This window comes from Parageobacillus thermantarcticus (assembly GCF_900111865.1).
GTDB classification, from domain to species: domain Bacteria; phylum Bacillota; class Bacilli; order Bacillales; family Anoxybacillaceae; genus Parageobacillus; species Parageobacillus thermantarcticus.
Genome location: NZ_FOJS01000048.1, coordinates 1 through 17,110, shown reverse-complemented (window position 1 = coordinate 17,110; position 17,110 = coordinate 1). Strand labels below are relative to the sequence as shown.

The 17,110-nt window shown below is 41.4% G+C and carries 17 protein-coding genes, 1 tRNA gene and 1 rRNA gene; 13 read left to right on the top strand and 6 right to left on the bottom strand.

Annotated features, from left to right (window positions below; genetic code table 11):
- Window positions 1-288: 288 nt before the first annotated feature.
- The 6 genes from BM278_RS15495 (at window position 289) to BM278_RS15470 (ending at window position 5,945) form a co-directional block, all read left to right on the top strand.
- Window positions 289-1,185 (top strand): carbohydrate ABC transporter permease, encoded by an 897-nt coding sequence (locus BM278_RS15495; RefSeq protein WP_013876319.1) that lies wholly within the window; start codon window positions 289-291, stop codon window positions 1,183-1,185.
- Window positions 1,182-2,303 (top strand): ABC transporter ATP-binding protein, encoded by a 1,122-nt coding sequence (locus tag BM278_RS15490; protein ID WP_013876320.1) that lies wholly within the window; start codon window positions 1,182-1,184, stop codon window positions 2,301-2,303. Before BM278_RS15495 ends, BM278_RS15490 begins: the two co-directional genes overlap by 4 nt.
- A 3-nt stretch (window positions 2,304-2,306) precedes the next feature.
- On the top strand, window positions 2,307-3,143 hold the full coding sequence (locus BM278_RS15485; protein ID WP_013876321.1) for an inositol monophosphatase family protein: 837 nt from the start codon (window positions 2,307-2,309) through the stop codon (window positions 3,141-3,143).
- A gap of 19 nt (window positions 3,144-3,162) precedes the next feature.
- Window positions 3,163-3,891 (top strand): glycerophosphodiester phosphodiesterase, encoded by a 729-nt coding sequence (locus BM278_RS15480; RefSeq protein ID WP_167359657.1) that lies wholly within the window; start codon window positions 3,163-3,165, stop codon window positions 3,889-3,891.
- Between the two features lie 242 nt (window positions 3,892-4,133).
- Complete coding sequence (locus tag BM278_RS15475; RefSeq protein WP_013876323.1) at window positions 4,134-5,048, top strand: tetratricopeptide repeat protein; 915 nt, start codon at window positions 4,134-4,136, stop codon at window positions 5,046-5,048.
- A 492-nt stretch (window positions 5,049-5,540) separates the two neighbouring features.
- On the top strand, window positions 5,541-5,945 hold the full coding sequence (locus BM278_RS15470) for a YugN-like family protein (RefSeq protein WP_090951507.1): 405 nt from the start codon (window positions 5,541-5,543) through the stop codon (window positions 5,943-5,945).
- On the opposite strand, the gene BM278_RS15465 is transcribed toward BM278_RS15470, so the two are convergent.
- Window positions 5,942-6,937 carry a potassium channel family protein gene (locus BM278_RS15465; RefSeq protein ID WP_090951504.1) on the bottom strand — a complete coding sequence of 332 codons (996 nt, stop codon included), beginning with the start codon at window positions 6,935-6,937 and terminating at the stop codon, window positions 5,942-5,944. The genes BM278_RS15470 and BM278_RS15465 overlap by 4 nt on opposite strands.
- 244 nt (window positions 6,938-7,181) lie before the next feature.
- On the opposite strand from BM278_RS15465, the gene BM278_RS15460 reads away from it, so the two are divergent.
- Window positions 7,182-7,367, top strand: coding sequence for an H-type small acid-soluble spore protein (locus BM278_RS15460; RefSeq protein ID WP_090951501.1), 186 nt, complete (start codon window positions 7,182-7,184; stop codon window positions 7,365-7,367).
- Window positions 7,368-7,724: 357 nt separating this feature from the next.
- Window positions 7,725-9,008 (top strand): purine/pyrimidine permease, encoded by a 1,284-nt coding sequence (locus BM278_RS15455; protein ID WP_090951497.1) that lies wholly within the window; start codon window positions 7,725-7,727, stop codon window positions 9,006-9,008.
- Between the two features lie 5 nt (window positions 9,009-9,013).
- Here the strand turns inward: BM278_RS15455 and BM278_RS15450 are convergent, their stop codons facing one another.
- Complete coding sequence (locus tag BM278_RS15450; RefSeq protein ID WP_090951494.1) at window positions 9,014-10,192, bottom strand: MFS transporter; 1,179 nt, start codon at window positions 10,190-10,192, stop codon at window positions 9,014-9,016.
- Between the two features lie 101 nt (window positions 10,193-10,293).
- Here BM278_RS15450 and BM278_RS15445 point away from each other — a divergent pair, with 101 nt between their 5' ends.
- Both BM278_RS15445 and BM278_RS15440 read left to right on the top strand, forming a co-directional pair.
- On the top strand, window positions 10,294-10,782 hold the full coding sequence (locus BM278_RS15445; RefSeq protein WP_090951491.1) for a GNAT family N-acetyltransferase: 489 nt from the start codon (window positions 10,294-10,296) through the stop codon (window positions 10,780-10,782).
- Window positions 10,783-10,841: 59 nt separating this feature from the next.
- The gene (locus BM278_RS15440) at window positions 10,842-11,102 is read left to right on the top strand and encodes a hypothetical protein (RefSeq protein ID WP_090951489.1); all 261 of its coding nucleotides are present in this window, start codon (window positions 10,842-10,844) and stop codon (window positions 11,100-11,102) included.
- A gap of 141 nt (window positions 11,103-11,243) precedes the next feature.
- On the opposite strand, the gene BM278_RS15435 is transcribed toward BM278_RS15440, so the two are convergent.
- The gene (locus tag BM278_RS15435; protein WP_090951486.1) at window positions 11,244-12,209 is read right to left on the bottom strand and encodes a thermonuclease family protein; all 966 of its coding nucleotides are present in this window, start codon (window positions 12,207-12,209) and stop codon (window positions 11,244-11,246) included.
- Window positions 12,210-12,559: 350 nt separating this feature from the next.
- On the opposite strand from BM278_RS15435, the gene BM278_RS15430 reads away from it, so the two are divergent.
- A complete protein-coding gene (locus BM278_RS15430) occupies window positions 12,560-13,324 on the top strand; it encodes an N-acetylmuramoyl-L-alanine amidase (RefSeq protein ID WP_090951483.1) in 765 nt (254 codons plus the stop codon).
- Between the two features lie 219 nt (window positions 13,325-13,543).
- Here BM278_RS15430 and BM278_RS15425 read toward each other — a convergent pair.
- Together BM278_RS15425 and BM278_RS15420 are read right to left on the bottom strand one after the other, a co-directional pair.
- Window positions 13,544-13,616 (bottom strand) — tRNA-Ala (locus BM278_RS15425).
- A gap of 97 nt (window positions 13,617-13,713) precedes the next feature.
- Window positions 13,714-14,391 carry an MgtC/SapB family protein gene (locus tag BM278_RS15420; RefSeq protein ID WP_090951479.1) on the bottom strand — a complete coding sequence of 226 codons (678 nt, stop codon included), beginning with the start codon at window positions 14,389-14,391 and terminating at the stop codon, window positions 13,714-13,716.
- Between the two features lie 64 nt (window positions 14,392-14,455).
- On the opposite strand from BM278_RS15420, the gene BM278_RS15415 reads away from it, so the two are divergent.
- A complete protein-coding gene (locus BM278_RS15415) occupies window positions 14,456-15,364 on the top strand; it encodes a DMT family transporter (RefSeq protein ID WP_090951474.1) in 909 nt (302 codons plus the stop codon).
- On the opposite strand, the gene BM278_RS15410 is transcribed toward BM278_RS15415, so the two are convergent.
- Complete coding sequence (locus BM278_RS15410) at window positions 15,341-16,162, bottom strand: protein-glutamine gamma-glutamyltransferase (RefSeq protein WP_090951472.1); 822 nt, start codon at window positions 16,160-16,162, stop codon at window positions 15,341-15,343. The two genes, BM278_RS15415 and BM278_RS15410, sit on opposite strands and share 24 nt — an antisense overlap.
- Before the next feature lie 657 nt (window positions 16,163-16,819).
- Between BM278_RS15410 and BM278_RS15405 the strand changes: the two genes are divergently transcribed.
- Window positions 16,820-17,110: ribosomal RNA gene (locus tag BM278_RS15405) — 16S ribosomal RNA — on the top strand; the annotation flags it as partial.

Here is a 17,110-nt window from a genome sequence, read left to right as displayed (position 1 = left end):
TCCGCCTGATGACGAGACCGAACGAGGGAATGTTGGCGCAAAGACGCCCGGAGACATGGGAGGGTTCGTCCTCATCAGCGATGCGGAGATCCAAGGGTGCATCGAATACGCTTCCCCACGTCAGGAAAATGTATCCAGACGTGGCCGCGAAGCGCACCCTGGTTCTGTAAGATATCCACAAAACTGAAAAAGGATGTAAGGGATTTTGTCGAAAAATATTTTTTTGACACCCCTGAGAGGCCGAAAAGCCTTGATATATCAACATTTCTAGAGGGAGGGGTTGTTGAAATGGGAGCAACCAGTTACCGTGCGGAAACAAAACGTGTGCTTACACCTGTTTCCAAAAGGAAGAAGCGCATTCCTTACATCATTGCTTATGGCGTGTTAGGAGTCACTACACTGCCCGTCATTTTAATGTATTTGTGGCTTTTGTTAAGATCTTTTTTTGAACAAATGAAATACGGTTTTATCCCTGTTCATTTCACATTAGAAAACTGGCAGTTTTTATGGTCGAGTGTGGAGCATGGAGGAAGCTCGCTTCCAAGTATCTGGACGGCAACTTGGAATTCCTTCGTTTTTTCAGGCACCCTTACTATCTTGGAAGTCATCATCGGCGTCATGGCCGGATATGCTTTAGCTCGCATCGAATTTCCGGGACGTCAGGCATTAATGAAGACTACGTTGCTATTGCATGCTTTTCCAAGTATCGCTTTGCTCATTGCGGTGTATTATATTTTGAATTTTATGGGGTTGTTTGATTCCCTTTTTGGAGTTGTATTAGTAAAAACAGCTCTGCAAATTCCTATGACAGCGTGGATTGTAAAAGGATTTTTTGATGATGTGCCATGGGATGTAGAGTGGGCTGGATTGATTGATGGGTGCAGCCGTTTAAAGGTTTGGTTTACCATTGTGCTTCCGTTGATTAAACCTGGAATTGCCGCAGTTAGCATCTTTTCGTTTTTATCTGGTTGGTCTGAATTTTTGCTATTATACACGTTTATTTTAAGTGATGGAAATGTCACTTTGTCCTCATATCTCCAAAGATTAATTAGTGATCCAAATTTGGTTAATTACGGGCTATTAAGTGCTGTATCGCTATTTTATATGTTGCCGGTCTTACTGTTTTTCATTTTTACGCAAAAATCATTGATGCAGGTAAGTGTTGGAGGAGGGAAGAGAGTATGAAAATCGAGTTAAAAAATATTTGTAAATCATTCAATAAAAAAACGAATACGATTGATAATTTGAGTTTGACAATTGAAGACGGGGAGTTTGTTGCTCTCCTTGGACCGAGCGGCTGCGGAAAGTCTACAACGATGCTTATGATTGCTGGAATTTATAAACCAGACAGCGGTGAAATTTATTTTGAAGACCAGCTTGTCAATGATTTAGAGCCAAAGGATCGAAATATCGGCATGGTATTCCAAAGTTATGCCTTATATCCGCATATGACCGTTTTAGATAATATCGCATTTCCATTGAAACAACAGAAAGTTCCAAAAGAAGAACGGATCAAGCGTGCGAAACAGGTGGCTGAAATGGTGCAGCTTGAGCATTTATTAGATCGAAAGCCAAGCGAATTATCTGGAGGTCAGCAGCAGCGTGTTGCTTTGGCGCGGGCCATCGTGAAAAAACCAAAGGTGCTGTTATTGGATGAGCCGATGTCCAATCTTGATGCCAGATTAAAAATTGAAATGAGAGAGGAAATTTCCCGCATCCAAAAAGAATTGGGCATCACCACCATTTTGGTTACCCATGACCAGGAAGAAGCAATGACGATGGCTGACCGTATAGCGGTCATGAAAGAGGGGAAAATCATTCAGTATAGTACGCCGATGGAATTATATAAGTATCCAAAAGATTATTTTGTCGCTCAGTTCATAGGAACGCCTCCGATGAACTTTCTGAAAGGAAAACTATCGAACAGACGGCTTCATTTACAAAACATGACCATTGAATTAGATCGCGAGTTCCTCAATTTTCATGGTGGAGAAGCAGATGTAAATGTTGGAATTCGTCCGCACGATTTAAAATTGGGAAACAGCGGAGATATTCTTTTTAAAGGTACAGTAAATATGGTTGAGCCGATCGGCCATTCACAAATCGTCAATGTAAAAATCTGCAATGAACAGGTTCGCTTTTTTGTTGAACCAAACACTAAAATGGAATATGGCCGTGAAATTGAAATATCAGCTGATATTTCAGCCATTCATTTATTTGATGCGGTGACAGGAAGAAATTTAAAAAATGTACATGAGAGTCAAAGACAAGTCAAGGAATATTCGTTTCATAGTCAGGAATGAAGGATGAAAGAAAAAATGGCAATAAAAATGAAACAGGATTCGGAACAAGCTTTGTATGACGCAGCGATTGAATATGCACTGCAAGCCGGTCGATTGATCAAGTACCACTTAGGAAACAAAGGGAAAATTAAGCCAAAAAAGAATGCTTTCGATCTTGTGACTGAGGTTGATAAGTTGAGTGAGGATTTTTTGCGTGGAAAAATTCAAGAAGATTATCCTGACCATTGGATTTTATCGGAGGAGAATTGTGGTCAGGACAATGCATATGAAGTGCTGAAAAATCATAATTCAGGTTATGGCTGGATCATCGATCCGATTGATGGCACGACCAATTTCATTCACAACATTCCTCATTTCTCCGTTTCACTCGGAATCGTAAAGGACGGAAAACCTATAATTGGTGTTGTATTCAATCCGATCACTGGCGATCTTTATGCGGCAAGAAAGTCATTTGGGGCTTATTTGAACGGACGCCCTATCCGAGTTGGTGAAGAGTCAACATTGGCTGAAGCAGTTGTAGCAACAGGGTTTCAGGCCAGTGATTTTCAATCAGGATCTCGGGTCATTCAGCAAATCGATAAGTTAGCAGGGAAGAGCCGCAACATTCGCATGTTCGGTGCGGCAAGTTTGGATTTATGTTTGGTTGCATCGGGAAAGATTACTGGATTTTGGCATGAAGGTCTTAATCCGTGGGATACAGCTGCAGGGATTTTAGTTTTGGCAGAAGCCGGGGGACGGGTCACGGATAAAGATGGGAATCCTTATCAACTTTTTCATGATTCCCTTATCGCTTCCAATGGAAAAATCCACGATGAATTAATGAAAACAATCAAACTATGAAAAAATGGGTGTGATAATTTTGAAAAAAACGTTAATTACTGCTCATGCCGGCTGTATGAATACACCGCCTAATTCCATTCATTCTGTATTGGAAGGATTAAAGGCGGGAGCAGATATCATTGAAGTGGATATTCGGTCTACAAAGGATGGGGTGGTTATTCTTTTGCACGATGAAGAAGTCATGACTCCAAGGGGAATGAGACGGGTTCAAGATTTATTGTTTGAGGAACTGAAGCATCTGGCCAAATGTAACGAGATCATTCGGCTGGAGGAGGTTTTGCCGATTGTCAAAGAATATCACCGGGTAATTAATCTGGACGTAAAAGAAGATAAAGCTATTGATCCAATGATTGAAATAGTTGAAAAGCATAATATGAGGGATTATACGATCATAACCGGCTGCGACAAGGAAAGAGCGTTTCAGTTGAAGAAACGTCACCGTCCGTATCAAGTTTTGTTAAATGCAAGTGTGAGACTGTATGAAACTTATAAGGGGGATTATGAGTCGTTTATCAAAGAAACTTGCCAGGATGCTATTGCTGCCTCGTGCTGTGGGATAAACATCAATTATCATTTATGTCGGGAAGAATTAATCGATTATGCTATGTTTCGCTGTCTTCCTGTTTTAGTATGGACAATCGATGATTCTCATGCAATGGAAAGATTTTTAGGGATGGGCGTCCATTCCATTACGAGCAATGAAGTAAGCACACTAGTGGAGTTAAGGGATCAGCAATATATAAGTTAAACTTAAAAATTCTACTTCTTGTAACCCATTTTTTTCGACTGTCGGTGACCGAACAACAACCCGTTTTTATACGAACAATGTTATTTTTCTGCTACGGTATTGTTCGGTCATCTGTCACGCTTATGCGTGACGGAAGGTAAATCATCGACTTGTCTTGGTCAGTCGAAAAATCTTTTGATAAAGAATGCAAAAGACGAAATATTAAGTTGCATTTATCTTAAGGAATTTTAGGGGGTATTCATTTGATAGCTACGTTTTTATATGAATGGAAGAAAAGAAATGGAGAAATCACAGAGTTAGTTAAGGGGGAAAGGATTTCTGGTGCTGATTTTTATCAATTGGCGATTTCTCAGCTGGAGTTTTTAATCAAGGCAGATCCTAATAATGTTAGTTATGTGTCACAGCTGGCAGAGTTCTTACATTTAGATGGTCATGTACGCCAAGCAGGAGAACAGTATCGTAAAGTATTGGAGATGGATCCGCTGCTCCCGCTTACTGAAACGGAAGAACGGCTGATTCAAAAATTTTGTCCAATATTGTTGGTGAACCCAAAAGAATGTTTTCCGCTAAAAGACGTTGTTGCAGTACATCATCCGACTAAGCCTATAATCGGCTATCATCTGTTTTGGGAAGATGACTATGATTTTCCTGATGATTATGAACCGTGCGATCATGAAGAGATTTGGATCGAATATGATCAGAAAACAGAAGTCGTGACCAATGTTATGTGCTGGTTTCACTCCCGTGTTTTAAAGTCGGAAGATGCTGTGAAAGAAGCACATAGTAATCAGCAGAGAGCCATTATTAGAATTGAATGGGGAAAGCATGGTTCGCTTCTTTGTGGATGGGAAAACATGAAAGAGCCACTAACAGGCGTTACATTGCTTCATTGGCTTAAAGAAACTTATGAACATGTAAAAAATGGAGGCCGTGTACCTTCCCATCCTTTAAAGAGATTTTGGCCTAAAGGGTTTGAAGGCACTTTTGAGGAATATACCGATTTTTCAGTCGAGGTAGATCCATTAGAATGGCTGAATAAAAAACCGCTTATGTATAAAACCAGATGGGTAAATGCCGTAATATTTACAGAATGCTTGCGCTACAATTTCCATCCTAAAATGGAATGGCCTGACCGTTTCTTTCAGTCTATAGCGTGACAAGGCGCATTTATGTTTCCGTGAATGATATTCAAAGAAGATTTTTGCCATCTGACATTGTGTTTTTTGATTGCGGAACAGGGGGATCTAAATAGATGAAAGATGCAAAGAAGAAGCTGCGCCGGGCAGTTGTACAAAAAATATCGTTTCGTAGAAATGTGCGAAAACCTATCATTTTAGAATCATAAAGGAATTAACTGATGAAAGGAATATTTCATAAGTGTGTTATAGCATTTTTTGCTTAAAAATAATGAAGCATATGAACAAGGACTTCCTTAATAGGAGGAGTGTCGGTAGGAAGTCCTTATTTTTTTATATTTTGGAACTTTTTTAATTTGTACGATTGGAGGTCGGCGATATTGAACATGTGGAACATTATTTTATAAAGGGATAAGTAAAAATACAATATTTTACAAAATGAATAGTAGAATGAATTTGATTTAAATGATCGCTAAATAGGGAAACATAGGTGAAAAAAGGAGGCTGTTTGCGATGATTGAAATCCCGTCGCGATTAGAAGGGAAAACGTTTCCTCTATTTCAATTGGAGCAGTTGTTAAAACCGCTTGGTTATACCATTGGCGGGAATTGGGATTATGATCATGGTTCATTTGATTATAAAATGGCTGATGAAGCAGGATATCAATTTTTGCGCGTTCCGTTCGAAGCAATCGACGGGCAGCTTGATTCCCATGGAACGACTGTCAAGCTCGGCAGACCGTTTTTATTGTCGCACAAGTATCAAAGCGGAGTGGATGATCATGCTGATGTGGGGAATTTTGGCGCGGCTTTTAATCAGTTTTCGGAGCCGCAGGATCCCGATGCGGCGTTTTCGGAAAAATATATTAATGTTGGCAAAGCACTCGTCAAAGATTTAGAAAGCCGCCTGCTCGATTAAGGCATGATCACGAACAGACGGTCTCCCTTTTCGATTAAAAAATGCGGAGAAGGATTCATATATCCTTCTTCGCCTCTCATTATGCCGATTAAAATCATTTGTTTGTCTAATAACATTTCGCTGCTTTCCAAAAACGTTTTTCCGACAAATGGTTCTTCCGCAGCGATCAGCTGCAGTTTTTTGTCGTGAAGCTGATGGAGCAATTCTATGATCGCTTTTGATGCGCCCGGCGATTGAAGGCTGTTCGCCATCGTGAAGCTTGCTAGCAAATTCGTTTGAATCACTTCATCAGCACCGGCTCGTTTCGCGTTATTGACGTTCTGTTCTGTTAATATTTCTACAATCGCGTATATGGATGGATGAATGCCTTTGACAGCCAACAACGTTAAAATGGAGTCTTTGTCTGCATCTGCTTCGTTTTTATGCTGATTGGCCGTAATCAAAATCATGTGTGCTTCGGTGACGTTCGCTTTATGAAGCACATCGTCGTAGCTAGAATTTCCTTTTATAAAATGAACATTTTTGTAAGGAACCGGAAGTTCGGTTAAAGTAGCATCAATTATCACACATCGAACAGGCGGATCATATTCCGCTAGTTTTGCAATTACTTCGCGAGCCCGTTCGTTCCATCCGACAATGATGATATGCCCTTTTTGCATGTAACGCAACTGCCCGTTTGATAGCGATGACTCTTTGGCGACGGCCGCCGCTGATAATGAAGCGAAATAAGTCGTAATTACTCCCGTTCCTAGCAAGATGAGTAAAATGGCAACGATTTTTCCGGCAAATGTTTTCGGCACGATATCGCCATAGCCGATTGTAGCGGTTGTAACGATTGCCCACCATATGCCGTCGAATACGTGCCGGAACGTTGTTGGTTCAACGAGATGAATCAATGCTCCGAAAAAGACGATCATGATCGTTCCAACTATAAGCAACCGCACAAAAACAGGGAGACGCAAATACGATATGAACACATCCCAATTTTTCATCGGTTTCCTCCAATAGATTAAATCCGAAATTTTAAAAAGAAACAGCAAAAAGCAGTTTGATTTTCCCAATACTTACATTCGCTAGACCAAGAGCAAAATTTTACACAATAATCAGGACTTGACCCCTCCAATATAGGCTGTTTTGCGAAGCTATTATTTGCATTTTTGCCTATTTTTTGCATAAAAATTCTTTTCCGTTTCATACTACATCATGATAAATACGACAAAGGAGAGGGATGTTTACATGGATATGAATCGTGTAAAACAAATTGTTTCATCTCCTGCAGATATTCCGGTTTATTATAATGGAGTATCTGTTTGGATTGATGGTTATGATGAGAAAAAAGAAACAGCTACCGTCCATTTGCGCGATGGGCAGCTTCACGAACAGCGGGAAGTGCCTGTAGAGGAGCTCACAGAGAAACAATAGAGAACATAATGGAAAAACGCCGTTTTGCAGGCGTTTTTGTTTTTCGTTTCTGAGAAACCGACATCGTATCGCAAATATGTGGAATAGTAGAGTAGAGGCAGATATGATGTAAATGCAAATAAAAGAAAAGAAGTGTATAGAGAGGACGAATACGGTCGCTAGCGGGATGAATTTGATTTGAGAAGATGGCTCAAGTGCCGGCTGTATCAAATTTGCCATTGATTTTCCAGTGTTCGAAGTTTGTAAGCAAACAAGCGCTGTGGCTGCTTGTAGGCAAAATGTTTTCTAATCGATGTGGCAATTATGTTATCCTTTTCCTTAGGAGAATACTATTCTATATGGAAAGGGTTATAGCCCGTGAAGCAAGTTGTTTCCTCTCTACAATGGTTTTTATTCATTATATCGGGAAGCATCGTCGTGCCGGTGACGGTAGCCTCTATGTACCAGCTTGAGACGGGGAATGCGATGGCGTTTATTGCGCGGACATTTTTTGTGTTAGCGGTCGCTGGATTGTTGCAAATCGCTTTCGGTCATCGTCTTCCGATCAATGAAGGACCTGCTGGAATTTGGTGGGGGATTTTTATTTTATATGCCAGTTTGGGAGTCGCTTTATACGGCTCCCATGCGGAAACGCTCCGCGTCCTGGAAAGTTCGCTCATTATTAGCGGAATGATGTTTATTTTATTGAGTTTGCTTGGAATTGTAGATCGGCTCGCCCGTCTGTTCACTCCGACGGTAACCGGAACGTATTTGCTTCTTCTTGCGGCTCAGCTAAGCGGATCGTTTTTAAAAGGCTTGCTTGGCGTGGATGAGACGGGGAAAGTTTCTATCGTTGTCGCGGCGCTATCGACGATCGTGATTTTTTTATCGCTATGGATGGCCAATCATCCCGTTTTGCGGCAGTTTAACATTATTGTCAGCATGATCATCGGTTGGATATTGTTTCGATTGTTTGGCTTCGCTCCTTCCGTTCATTGGCCGGAAAAATGGTTTGAATTTCCTAAATGGTTTGCGTTTGGGCCGCCGCGTTGGGAATGGGGAATTGTTCCTACTGCTTTTTTTGTCACGCTTTTGCTTTTGACGAATATGTTAGCAAGCATGAAAGTAGTGGAAAGCGTCATGAAAGCAGAAAAAGAAAACGTCGGGAATCTTTCTCCGAAACGAGCTGGTTTCATGATGGGAATCAGCCATATTATTAGCGGACTGCTGGCGGCGATCGGTTCCGTTCCGATATCCGGAGCGGCAGCGTTTATTGCAACAAGCAAAATTACGAAGCGGATTCCTTTTGTCATCGCTTGCGTTCTCATTATGATAATGAGTTTGTTTATGCCGGCGGTAGCCTTGTTTACCGCCATGCCCGCTGCGGTAGGATATGCCGCTATTTTCCCGATGTTTGCCGGAATGATTACGCTCGGATTGAAAGAGTTAGGGCAAAACGGCGGCTGGAGAAAGCGGGCGGAACAAGTATGTTTGCCGTTATTCACAGGAATCGGAATGATGTTTGTGCCTTCTGAAGCGTTTGCCTCCTTGCCGCCGGTGATCGCCTCGGTAATGAGCAACGGATTGATCGTTGGCACGCTGCTGTCAATTCTACTGGAAGCGATGACAGGGAAAAAAGGGGCTACTTCTGCGTTGAAGTAGCCTTGTTATGCGGAAAAGGTGTGCTGATTCATGCGCATGACACGCGCGGTTAACAAAAGAGAGAAGCAAAAGAAGACGAGATCGGCGAATCCGTATACGAGAGTATCTCCGCCTAACGAGAATAGCAAACTTCCAACCATTGGTCCAAATGCCATTCCCATGTAGCGGAAAAAGTTATATACTCCGATGGCGGTAGAACGGTTCGCTTGGAACACGTACGTTAACAAAGTCGTCTGCACCGGCAAGGATGTTCCTAAAAACAGGCCAAATAGCATAATAGATATAAGCAACAATGGAATCGAAATATGCGAAACAATCAGAAACAACAAAATGGACGCGACATTTAAATATGATGTCGCTAAAATGATATAGCGATCTTCCCAATGTCCTTGAATGCGCCCCCCAATAAAACTTCCGACGACGATCATGCATGACATCGCCAAATAAGCCATTCCCTTTTCTTCTGCGGATAAACCGTAGCGTTCGGTTAAAATACCGGGAAGAAAAACGAGAAAGTTATACATAGCATAATATTGAATAAATCCTAATAAAATAATCGATGAACCCGTTCGGTGACGAAGGATAGTTGTAAAATCGCGCAGCCGGAATGATTTTGCCGATTGTTTTTCCGGCTTTGTTTCTTGAAGAAAAATAAAGTTTCCGATCCATACGAGCAATCCTGCCAAAACGAGAGCGAGAAATACGGAATGGAAGTTAAACCTGCCGCCAAGAAACCCGCCGATGATCGGACCGACAACCGGGCCGAGAGAAACCATCATTTGGAAAGTGCCCATCGCTTTTCCACGTGCTTTCCCCTCGAATAAATCCCCGATGACGGTAGCAGCAACTACCGACCCAGCGGCGATTCCGATCGCTTGCAAAGCCCGAAAGACTAGAAGGACGTAAATGGAGTTGGCAAAAAAGCAGCCAAGCGATGCTGCTATGTAAAGGGAAACTCCGACGAGCAACACGTTGCGCCGCCCTTTTGTATCCGTTAAAGGCCCGTATACCATTTGCATAAGCGCCAAGAAAAAAGTAAAAATCGAAATCGTTAAATTCACTAAAAAAGAAGAAGTTCCAAAATCCTTTGTTACTTCTGGTAAAATAGGGGTGTAAATCGTCTGCGTAAATGGGCCGAGAAACGCGGCGAGAGAGACGAGATAAACGATGGCAGTGCGACTCATAACAAATCCCCTTTCCCGTAGGAAGTAATGTACGTAATCGATTATACTCCTCTTTATATTGTTTCGGTAAAAAATGCACATTGTGAAAAGGTGGAGATACGATGATTCGAAACGCAACGATAGATGATTTGCCAGCAATCGTTCAAATATATAACGAAACGATTCCGACAAGAATGGTGACGGCAGACCTTGAACCAGTGACCGTTGAGAGCAAGAAAGCGTGGTTTTTCGAGCATGACCCGCATACGCGCCCGCTTTGGGTTGTAGAGTTGGACGGCCGTGTGCGCGCGTGGCTTAGTTTCCAATCGTTTTATGGGCGGCCGGCATATTGCCACACGGCGGAAATCAGCATTTATATTTCCGAAGCGTATCGGGGAAAAGGAATCGGCAAACAACTTCTGCAAAAAGCGATTGAAGAAGCGCCTAACTTGGACATAAAAACACTTTTAGGGTTTATTTTTGCGCATAATGAGCCTAGTTTGCGCCTTTTTGCGCGCTTTGGCTTTGAAACATGGGGACATCTTCCAAAAGTTGCGGAGCTAGATGGGATCGAGCGGGATTTGCTTATTGTTGGCAAAAGAATTGTATAGAACGCGGAGGATTGGATAATTGTAATAAAAGAACAACATCGATAGAAAGAGGGAGTATAATGAACGTGATGCCGGTTCGTTTATTTACGATTCAAGACGGGGAAGGGTTTGTCGCTGACGCGTTTCAATGTCCGGTAACAGGCAATTTAATTTACAAATCATCAGGGACACCTTCTGTGATTGCTTATAATGCATTAACGGAAGAACAAATACAATATTTAGAAAAATACGGGTTTCAGCGGATAAATGGGGCTTCTCCTGCGTCTGCCGCGTTATCGCCCGATTCTTCGACGCTCGAGGAGCTATTGCCAGAGCAGTAAAATGAGGAAAGGAGCTGATCCAAAAACGTTTTTTGGGATCAGCTCTTTTAAATATTTTAAGCATGGATCGATAATATGGACAAAGCGAATCATTGGCCATTTTTGTCTGTGGACGCCAGCGACGGGAAACGCATTATAAGTTTATTTCCATTTGAAAAAGAAGAAAAAAGCAACGATAAACGCCAGTGCAAGCAAGTAAAAGATAGGGTGTTTCGTGTTGGAATCGGAAGTTTCCTTTTCGTTTGTTTTCTGAACTGATTGATTGTTTGTCTCGGCTTGCTGTTTTTTTTGTTCATTATCAAGTGACTTAGCCGCTGATTCTTCGCTTTCTGTTTTATTTTTTTCGTTTATCGTTGTTTGATGATTGGCCGAATTCGTTTTCGATGATGATGCCTCGTACATTCCTGCGCCGGATTGTTTCGCTTCATCCATTGCTGCGCGAATCCGGCCTTCGTATTTATAGTCTCCGTAATCATAAAAATCTTCCACTAACCCCGCTTTCGCAATTTCTTCCTGCAGCAGTTTGTCTCCTACCCAAACCCATGCTAACAATCGGTGATATTTGTCAAAAAGCGTGTTGCCATCTGTTTCTAGCGTAATGTTTCCACGGCTTAATCGGGAACAAGTAAATCGGCTTGCTTCTTTTCCATATGGTTCGATTTGTATCGTACTTTCAGGAGTATCAATGAAAAGAAAGCGGGTCGTGTATTCTCGACCATTGACAATAAACCGCGCCGTATCCCCGTCAATGCACGTCACCAGTTTTGCAGGATATTTTTTGCCTAATTGCAATGAAGATGATTGTTTCGAAGAAGACGCGGCAGGAGAAGCTGTTCCGCCTAGCGTATGTCCTTGCAAATCAATTTTATCCACTGTCAACTGTTGCACACATTTAGAATTGCTGTTGTGTTTTTTTATTAGTTGGGCGAGCTCCGTCTTGTTTTTCGCTTGCATCGCAATCGACGTTGGTTCGTGCAGTAAATACACGCAATCTGCGTTGCGGAAATGCCCGCCAAGCTCGTCGAGTGTACCGGGATGTGCAAAACTATCGCCCGGAAAAATCGCTGTGAACACAATGATGACTAGCGCGCTAACGAATTTCTTCATGCTTCCGTCCTCCTTAAGTGAATAGCGTGAGATATTGTTCCATTAATATGTATGATGATTGTTGCTTTCTTCATCTAAGTATAATCAAAAAAGAAAAACCCTTGCTACGCAAGGATTTTTCTGGCGAGCATAACTGAATTCGATGTCCTTCGTAGGGCCGTTCAACGTGCGCGGCAGGATGCAAAATTTTGTGCAAGAGAAAAAATGCCCCATGATAAGAATGGTTAATGAACTATCAATCAATCCTTGTTTTGGTATTGAACTACGAATTTTACATTATAACATAAAAGGGTTTTTATACAGGCACGTCCAGCGAAAAAACATAAATTATATTATTGAGGTGAGGAAAAATGGTAAAAATCTTTATTGATCCAGGACATGGCGGGACAGATCCTGGAGCGATTGGAAATGGATTGCAGGAAAAGAATGTAACACTACAAATCGCTACGCGGATTCGAGATATTCTGTTAGCTGAATATAATAACGTTTCGATTCGAATGAGCCGCACTGGTGATCAAACGGTCAGTTTAACAGAACGAACGAATGCAGCCAATGCGTGGGGAGCTGACTTTTACCTTTCCGTCCACATTAACTCCGGCGGAGGAACTGGATATGAAGATTACGTTTACCTAGGTGTCGGGGTCCCAACGACAATCTACCAAAAAAATATTCACGAACAGATCATAAAGTTAGTGGATTTTTTTGACCGTGGAATGAAGCAAGCAAACTTTCATGTTTTAAGGGAAACCAACATGCCTGCAGTTCTAACGGAAAACGGTTTTATTGATAATGCAAACGATGCGGCTAAACTAAAAAGCAGTTCATTTATTGAAAACATTGCTCGCGGTCACGTCAATGGTATCGCTCGGTCTTTTGGATTGCCGAAAAAAAGCGGAGGAACACTCTATAAAGTGCAGATTGGCGCTTTTAGCGTGAAAGCAAATGCAGATAATTTAGCTGCAGAAGCAAAAATAAAGGGATTCGATGCATACGTAAGCTATAAGGATGGATTATATAAGGTGCAAATTGGTGCATTCGCCAATCTTAAAAACGCAGAACAACTAGCAGAAAAAGCAGAAGCTGCAGGATTTGAGGCGATAATTGTTCAAGAATAATTTTTTAATTCTAAAAAATTTTTTCTGTGCGTAACGTTATAAATACGTTAGGTAGGTAATAAGTAATAATATTAATCAGTTCTGGGTTTTGCAATTCATATGGGCTCAAGTTTTTTTTAAAAGGATTCGTGATTATAGACATTTTCAATCCAGAAAAATGAGTTTGTCAATAACTCCATAAAACAACTAAAAACCCTTGCGTAGCAAGGGTTTTTCCAATGGAGCATACCGGGTTCGAACCGGTGACCTTCGCGCTGCCAGCACGACGCTCTCCCAACTGAGCTAATGCCCCATTTTAATGTGTCGTTTCCGTCCGTTTTTATTATATATACGACTTTTTTGAAATGCAATATATTTTTATCTGATTTTTATTTAAGGGACGAGGGGGATCAGGCGCTTTCAATATCAATATTAATGATCGAATCGATGGAGCGAATGGCATAGTAGACGTCGGCAGCGGCACGCTTTTGGTCCACAGCCGCTTTTAGTTTAATTAAGTGATGGTGGTCGTCTAAATCTTTAATACGCATCGTCTTAATGTCAATATTTTGCGCTTTAATTTTGTCAATTACCTCGGCAATATTTTTTTCATCCTCAATGGTGATTTGTAAAAGAATTTCTTTTTCTCGCAACTGTTTTGGTCCAAAAATGCTCATTAAAACAGGAATTAGTTCAACACTTACGATTAATAAAACAACGCCAAACGCGGATTCCCAATAGAATCCGGCGCCGACTGCGATGCCAATGCCAGCCGCTCCCCAAATGATCGCAGCTGTTGTCAGCCCAGAAATACTATCGTTACCGCGCCGTAAAATGACTCCTGCGCCTAAAAAGCCGACTCCTGATACAATTTGCGCGGCAAGGCGGAGTGGATCCATCGTAATATGGTCTTTTGAAGGAAATACATAAGCGGATTCAATCGATACAATCGTTAACAAGCAACTGGAAATGGAAATGACTAGACATGTCTTTAAACCAACGGGTTTGCGTTTTAATTCTCTTTCCAGCCCGATAATTAAGCCTAATATAGCCGATATGCCTAGCTTGATAAAAGGATCGAAGTTCATATGTAATCACCTCTTTATTTATAAGTGGTATAATCATGATAAAACGTTTATAAGGGGATGGACAATGAAATCGTCGAATTTATTGAAGCCGTATTTAGCGCTGTTTATTGGAGCGCTTTCTGTCTCTACTTCCGCCATTCTTGTAAAATTGGTGCATGCTCCTGCTTCAATCATTGCGTTTTATCGATTGTTTTTTACCGTACTATTCATGACTCCATTTTTTGTGAAAGTTAAATATATTCGAGAATTGCAAGCGATCTCGAAGCGAGATTGGATATTTTCCATCCTCTCCGGCGTTTTATTAGCGTTTCATTTTATTTTTTGGTTTGAGTCGTTGAACTTTACTTCTGTCACTAGCTCGGTTGTGCTTGTAACATTACAGCCGTTGTTTGCGTTTGTTGGCGGATATGTTTTTTTTAAAGAAAAATTGACAGCAGGAGCGTTTTTTAGCGCGTTGCTAGCCATTGTTGGCAGTGTAATTATTAGCTGGGGAGATTTCCAAGTTAGCGGCAAAGCGCTATTTGGTGATGCGCTGGCGCTTTTCGCATGTGCAATGGTAACAGGGTATTGGCTGTTTGGTCAAGAGTTGAGAAAACGTCTGTCATTAATGACATATACATATATTGTGTATGGAATTAGCACTTTCACGCTTCTTCTTTATGTGCTTGCCTTTCGCTTTCCGTTATTTTCATATAGAAAAATAGATTGGCTTTGTTTTATTTTGCTCGCAATTGTGCCGACGTTGCTTGGACATTCGCTTATGAATTGGTCAGTAAAATGGGTGAGTGCTGCGACCGTTTCGATGAGCATTTTATTTGAACCGGTCGGTGCGGCGATATTAGCTTACTTTTTGCTTGGAGAGGTCGTTCAACCATCCCAATTGGTAGGGGGTATTTTCATTTTAACAGGAATCGGAACATATTTGTGGGGAGAAAATCGAAAAGGGTCGCTACCAGTGCAAGAAAGTAGCTGACCCGAGCGTCCCGGTAATAAAATATTGCTTGTTGAGGGGAAGCCGATAATTTTCTAAACTGTTGGCAAACTGAGATAAATAAACAAAATTGACTCTTGTTGTTTGTGGAAGCAAGTAGGCTGACTTTGTAGCGTATCTCCTTCTTTTTTTGTTTAAAACGTCAATGATCTCTTCTTTCGTTTTAATTCCAATTCCATGTCCGTAATGAAGGCCGCTTCCTAAATAGATTGTATTTTCGCCTTGCCATTGCGGCGTTTGCGGATCGAATTCAGGATTTTTAAAATAAAGACAGTCGCCTGGAAGATAATCTTCTCCCTTTTTCGTTTTAATCCCTAAGTCTTCATCGACATGCCAGTCGTATAATAAGAGATTGGAAAACAATGTGTTAAATTTTTGTTTATCAATGACATCTAATACCGCTTTATAAAACACGATAACAATGGCGGTAGCGCATTCAAAGGCATACAACTGGCTGTTTATGAAAATATCATTTACCGCGTCCGAAGGAAGTATGCCTTTTTTTAATTGAAAACCTCCTAGCTCATTTTTTGTCCAAAATTGCTCATTGCATTTCGAAAGGCGAAAAATGGTAAACCTTGCTTTGCTTTTTGCGAGTAAGATCGCTGCATCGATAATGCGATCGCGCAAGATAATTTCGAATAAAAGCTGATGTTTGTTTTTATATACGTAAGTTTTTGGTGATTTTAGTAATGCTTCAAATATTTTTTCTTGTTTTTTCGAAAGAGAAGAATGCGCAAGGAAGTCGTTATTCACCATCGTTTGTTGAATTTGAATCATGTTTTCCTCCTCAAAAAAGTTATTAATAATTTAATGATTGAAAGGAGAGATGGAGTTTATTTATGGAGTAGATCGAGTCGTGATGCTTTTCTTTTATGGAACCACATCGATAAAAATAAGGATGTTTAATTTATATGTATGTGATATGTGTATTCGTTATTCTGTGAGTTTTTTATGCCTTTTTATAGTAGTGTAAATAGTTCAAGAGGTTTTCGGTCTTGGTTCTTACGTTGATTTTCTTGATGTGAAAAAGATGTAGCGATGGTAGCATATTTAAACGAAAAAGAACAAAAAAATAGTTGCATTTTTTAGAGTGAGATGTTATATTAAATAGCGTCGCTAATAAAAAGTTTTAATAACGGAAAAGTTTAGTTGACAATTAAAAAATGTTATGATATCATCAAAGAGCTGTTTGGATCAGCGAGTGTTCTTCATGTTCTTTGAAAACTGAACAAAACGAAGCGTCCACATAGAAAAGTGGAGGCGACTGATTAGCCCCGACAGGCGCTGGAGGGCTCGCGAGGAGGCTGTTGCCGCCACAGCGAGACCGAAGCGTCCCGAGGGGCTAGGAGCCGAAACTAGACAATCAGAAAAGTGGAGGCGACTGGCGCCTTGTGGTGTCGGCGCTGAAGCTTATGGGAATAAGCCAATTAACTTTCTATGGAGAGTTTGATCCTGGCTCAGGACGAACGCTGGCGGCGTGCCTAATACATGCAAGTCGAGCGGACCAAACAGGAGCTTGCTCTTGTTTGGTTAGCGGCGGACGGGTGAGTAACACGTGGGTAACCTGCCCGTAAGACCGGGATAACTCCGGGAAACCGGAGCTAATACCGGATAACACCGAAGACCGCATGGTCTTTGGTTGAAAGGCGGCTTCGGCTGCCACTTACGGATGGGCCCGCGGCGCATTAGCTAGTTGGTGAGGTAACGGCTCACCAAGGCGACGAT

Bases quoted from the DNA above. Each gene is read 5' to 3' on its own strand.
- BM278_RS15420 (WP_090951479.1), bottom strand. From the start codon at position 14,391: ATGAACTTCGATCCTTTTATCAAGCTAGGCATATCGGCTATATTAGGC.
- BM278_RS15445 (WP_090951491.1), top strand. From the start codon at position 10,294: ATGATTCGAAACGCAACGATAGATGATTTGCCAGCAATCGTTCAAATA.
- BM278_RS15495 (WP_013876319.1), top strand. From the start codon at position 289: ATGGGAGCAACCAGTTACCGTGCGGAAACAAAACGTGTGCTTACACCT.
- BM278_RS15410 (WP_090951472.1), bottom strand. From the start codon at position 16,162: ATGATTCAAATTCAACAAACGATGGTGAATAACGACTTCCTTGCGCAT.
- BM278_RS15430 (WP_090951483.1), top strand. From the start codon at position 12,560: ATGGTAAAAATCTTTATTGATCCAGGACATGGCGGGACAGATCCTGGA.
- BM278_RS15485 (WP_013876321.1), top strand. From the start codon at position 2,307: ATGAAAGAAAAAATGGCAATAAAAATGAAACAGGATTCGGAACAAGCT.
- BM278_RS15440 (WP_090951489.1), top strand. From the start codon at position 10,842: ATGAACGTGATGCCGGTTCGTTTATTTACGATTCAAGACGGGGAAGGG.
- BM278_RS15435 (WP_090951486.1), bottom strand. From the start codon at position 12,209: ATGAAGAAATTCGTTAGCGCGCTAGTCATCATTGTGTTCACAGCGATT.
- BM278_RS15490 (WP_013876320.1), top strand. From the start codon at position 1,182: ATGAAAATCGAGTTAAAAAATATTTGTAAATCATTCAATAAAAAAACG.
- BM278_RS15465 (WP_090951504.1), bottom strand. From the start codon at position 6,937: ATGAAAAATTGGGATGTGTTCATATCGTATTTGCGTCTCCCTGTTTTT.
- BM278_RS15415 (WP_090951474.1), top strand. From the start codon at position 14,456: ATGAAATCGTCGAATTTATTGAAGCCGTATTTAGCGCTGTTTATTGGA.
- BM278_RS15470 (WP_090951507.1), top strand. From the start codon at position 5,541: ATGATTGAAATCCCGTCGCGATTAGAAGGGAAAACGTTTCCTCTATTT.
- BM278_RS15450 (WP_090951494.1), bottom strand. From the start codon at position 10,192: ATGAGTCGCACTGCCATCGTTTATCTCGTCTCTCTCGCCGCGTTTCTC.
- BM278_RS15460 (WP_090951501.1), top strand. From the start codon at position 7,182: ATGGATATGAATCGTGTAAAACAAATTGTTTCATCTCCTGCAGATATT.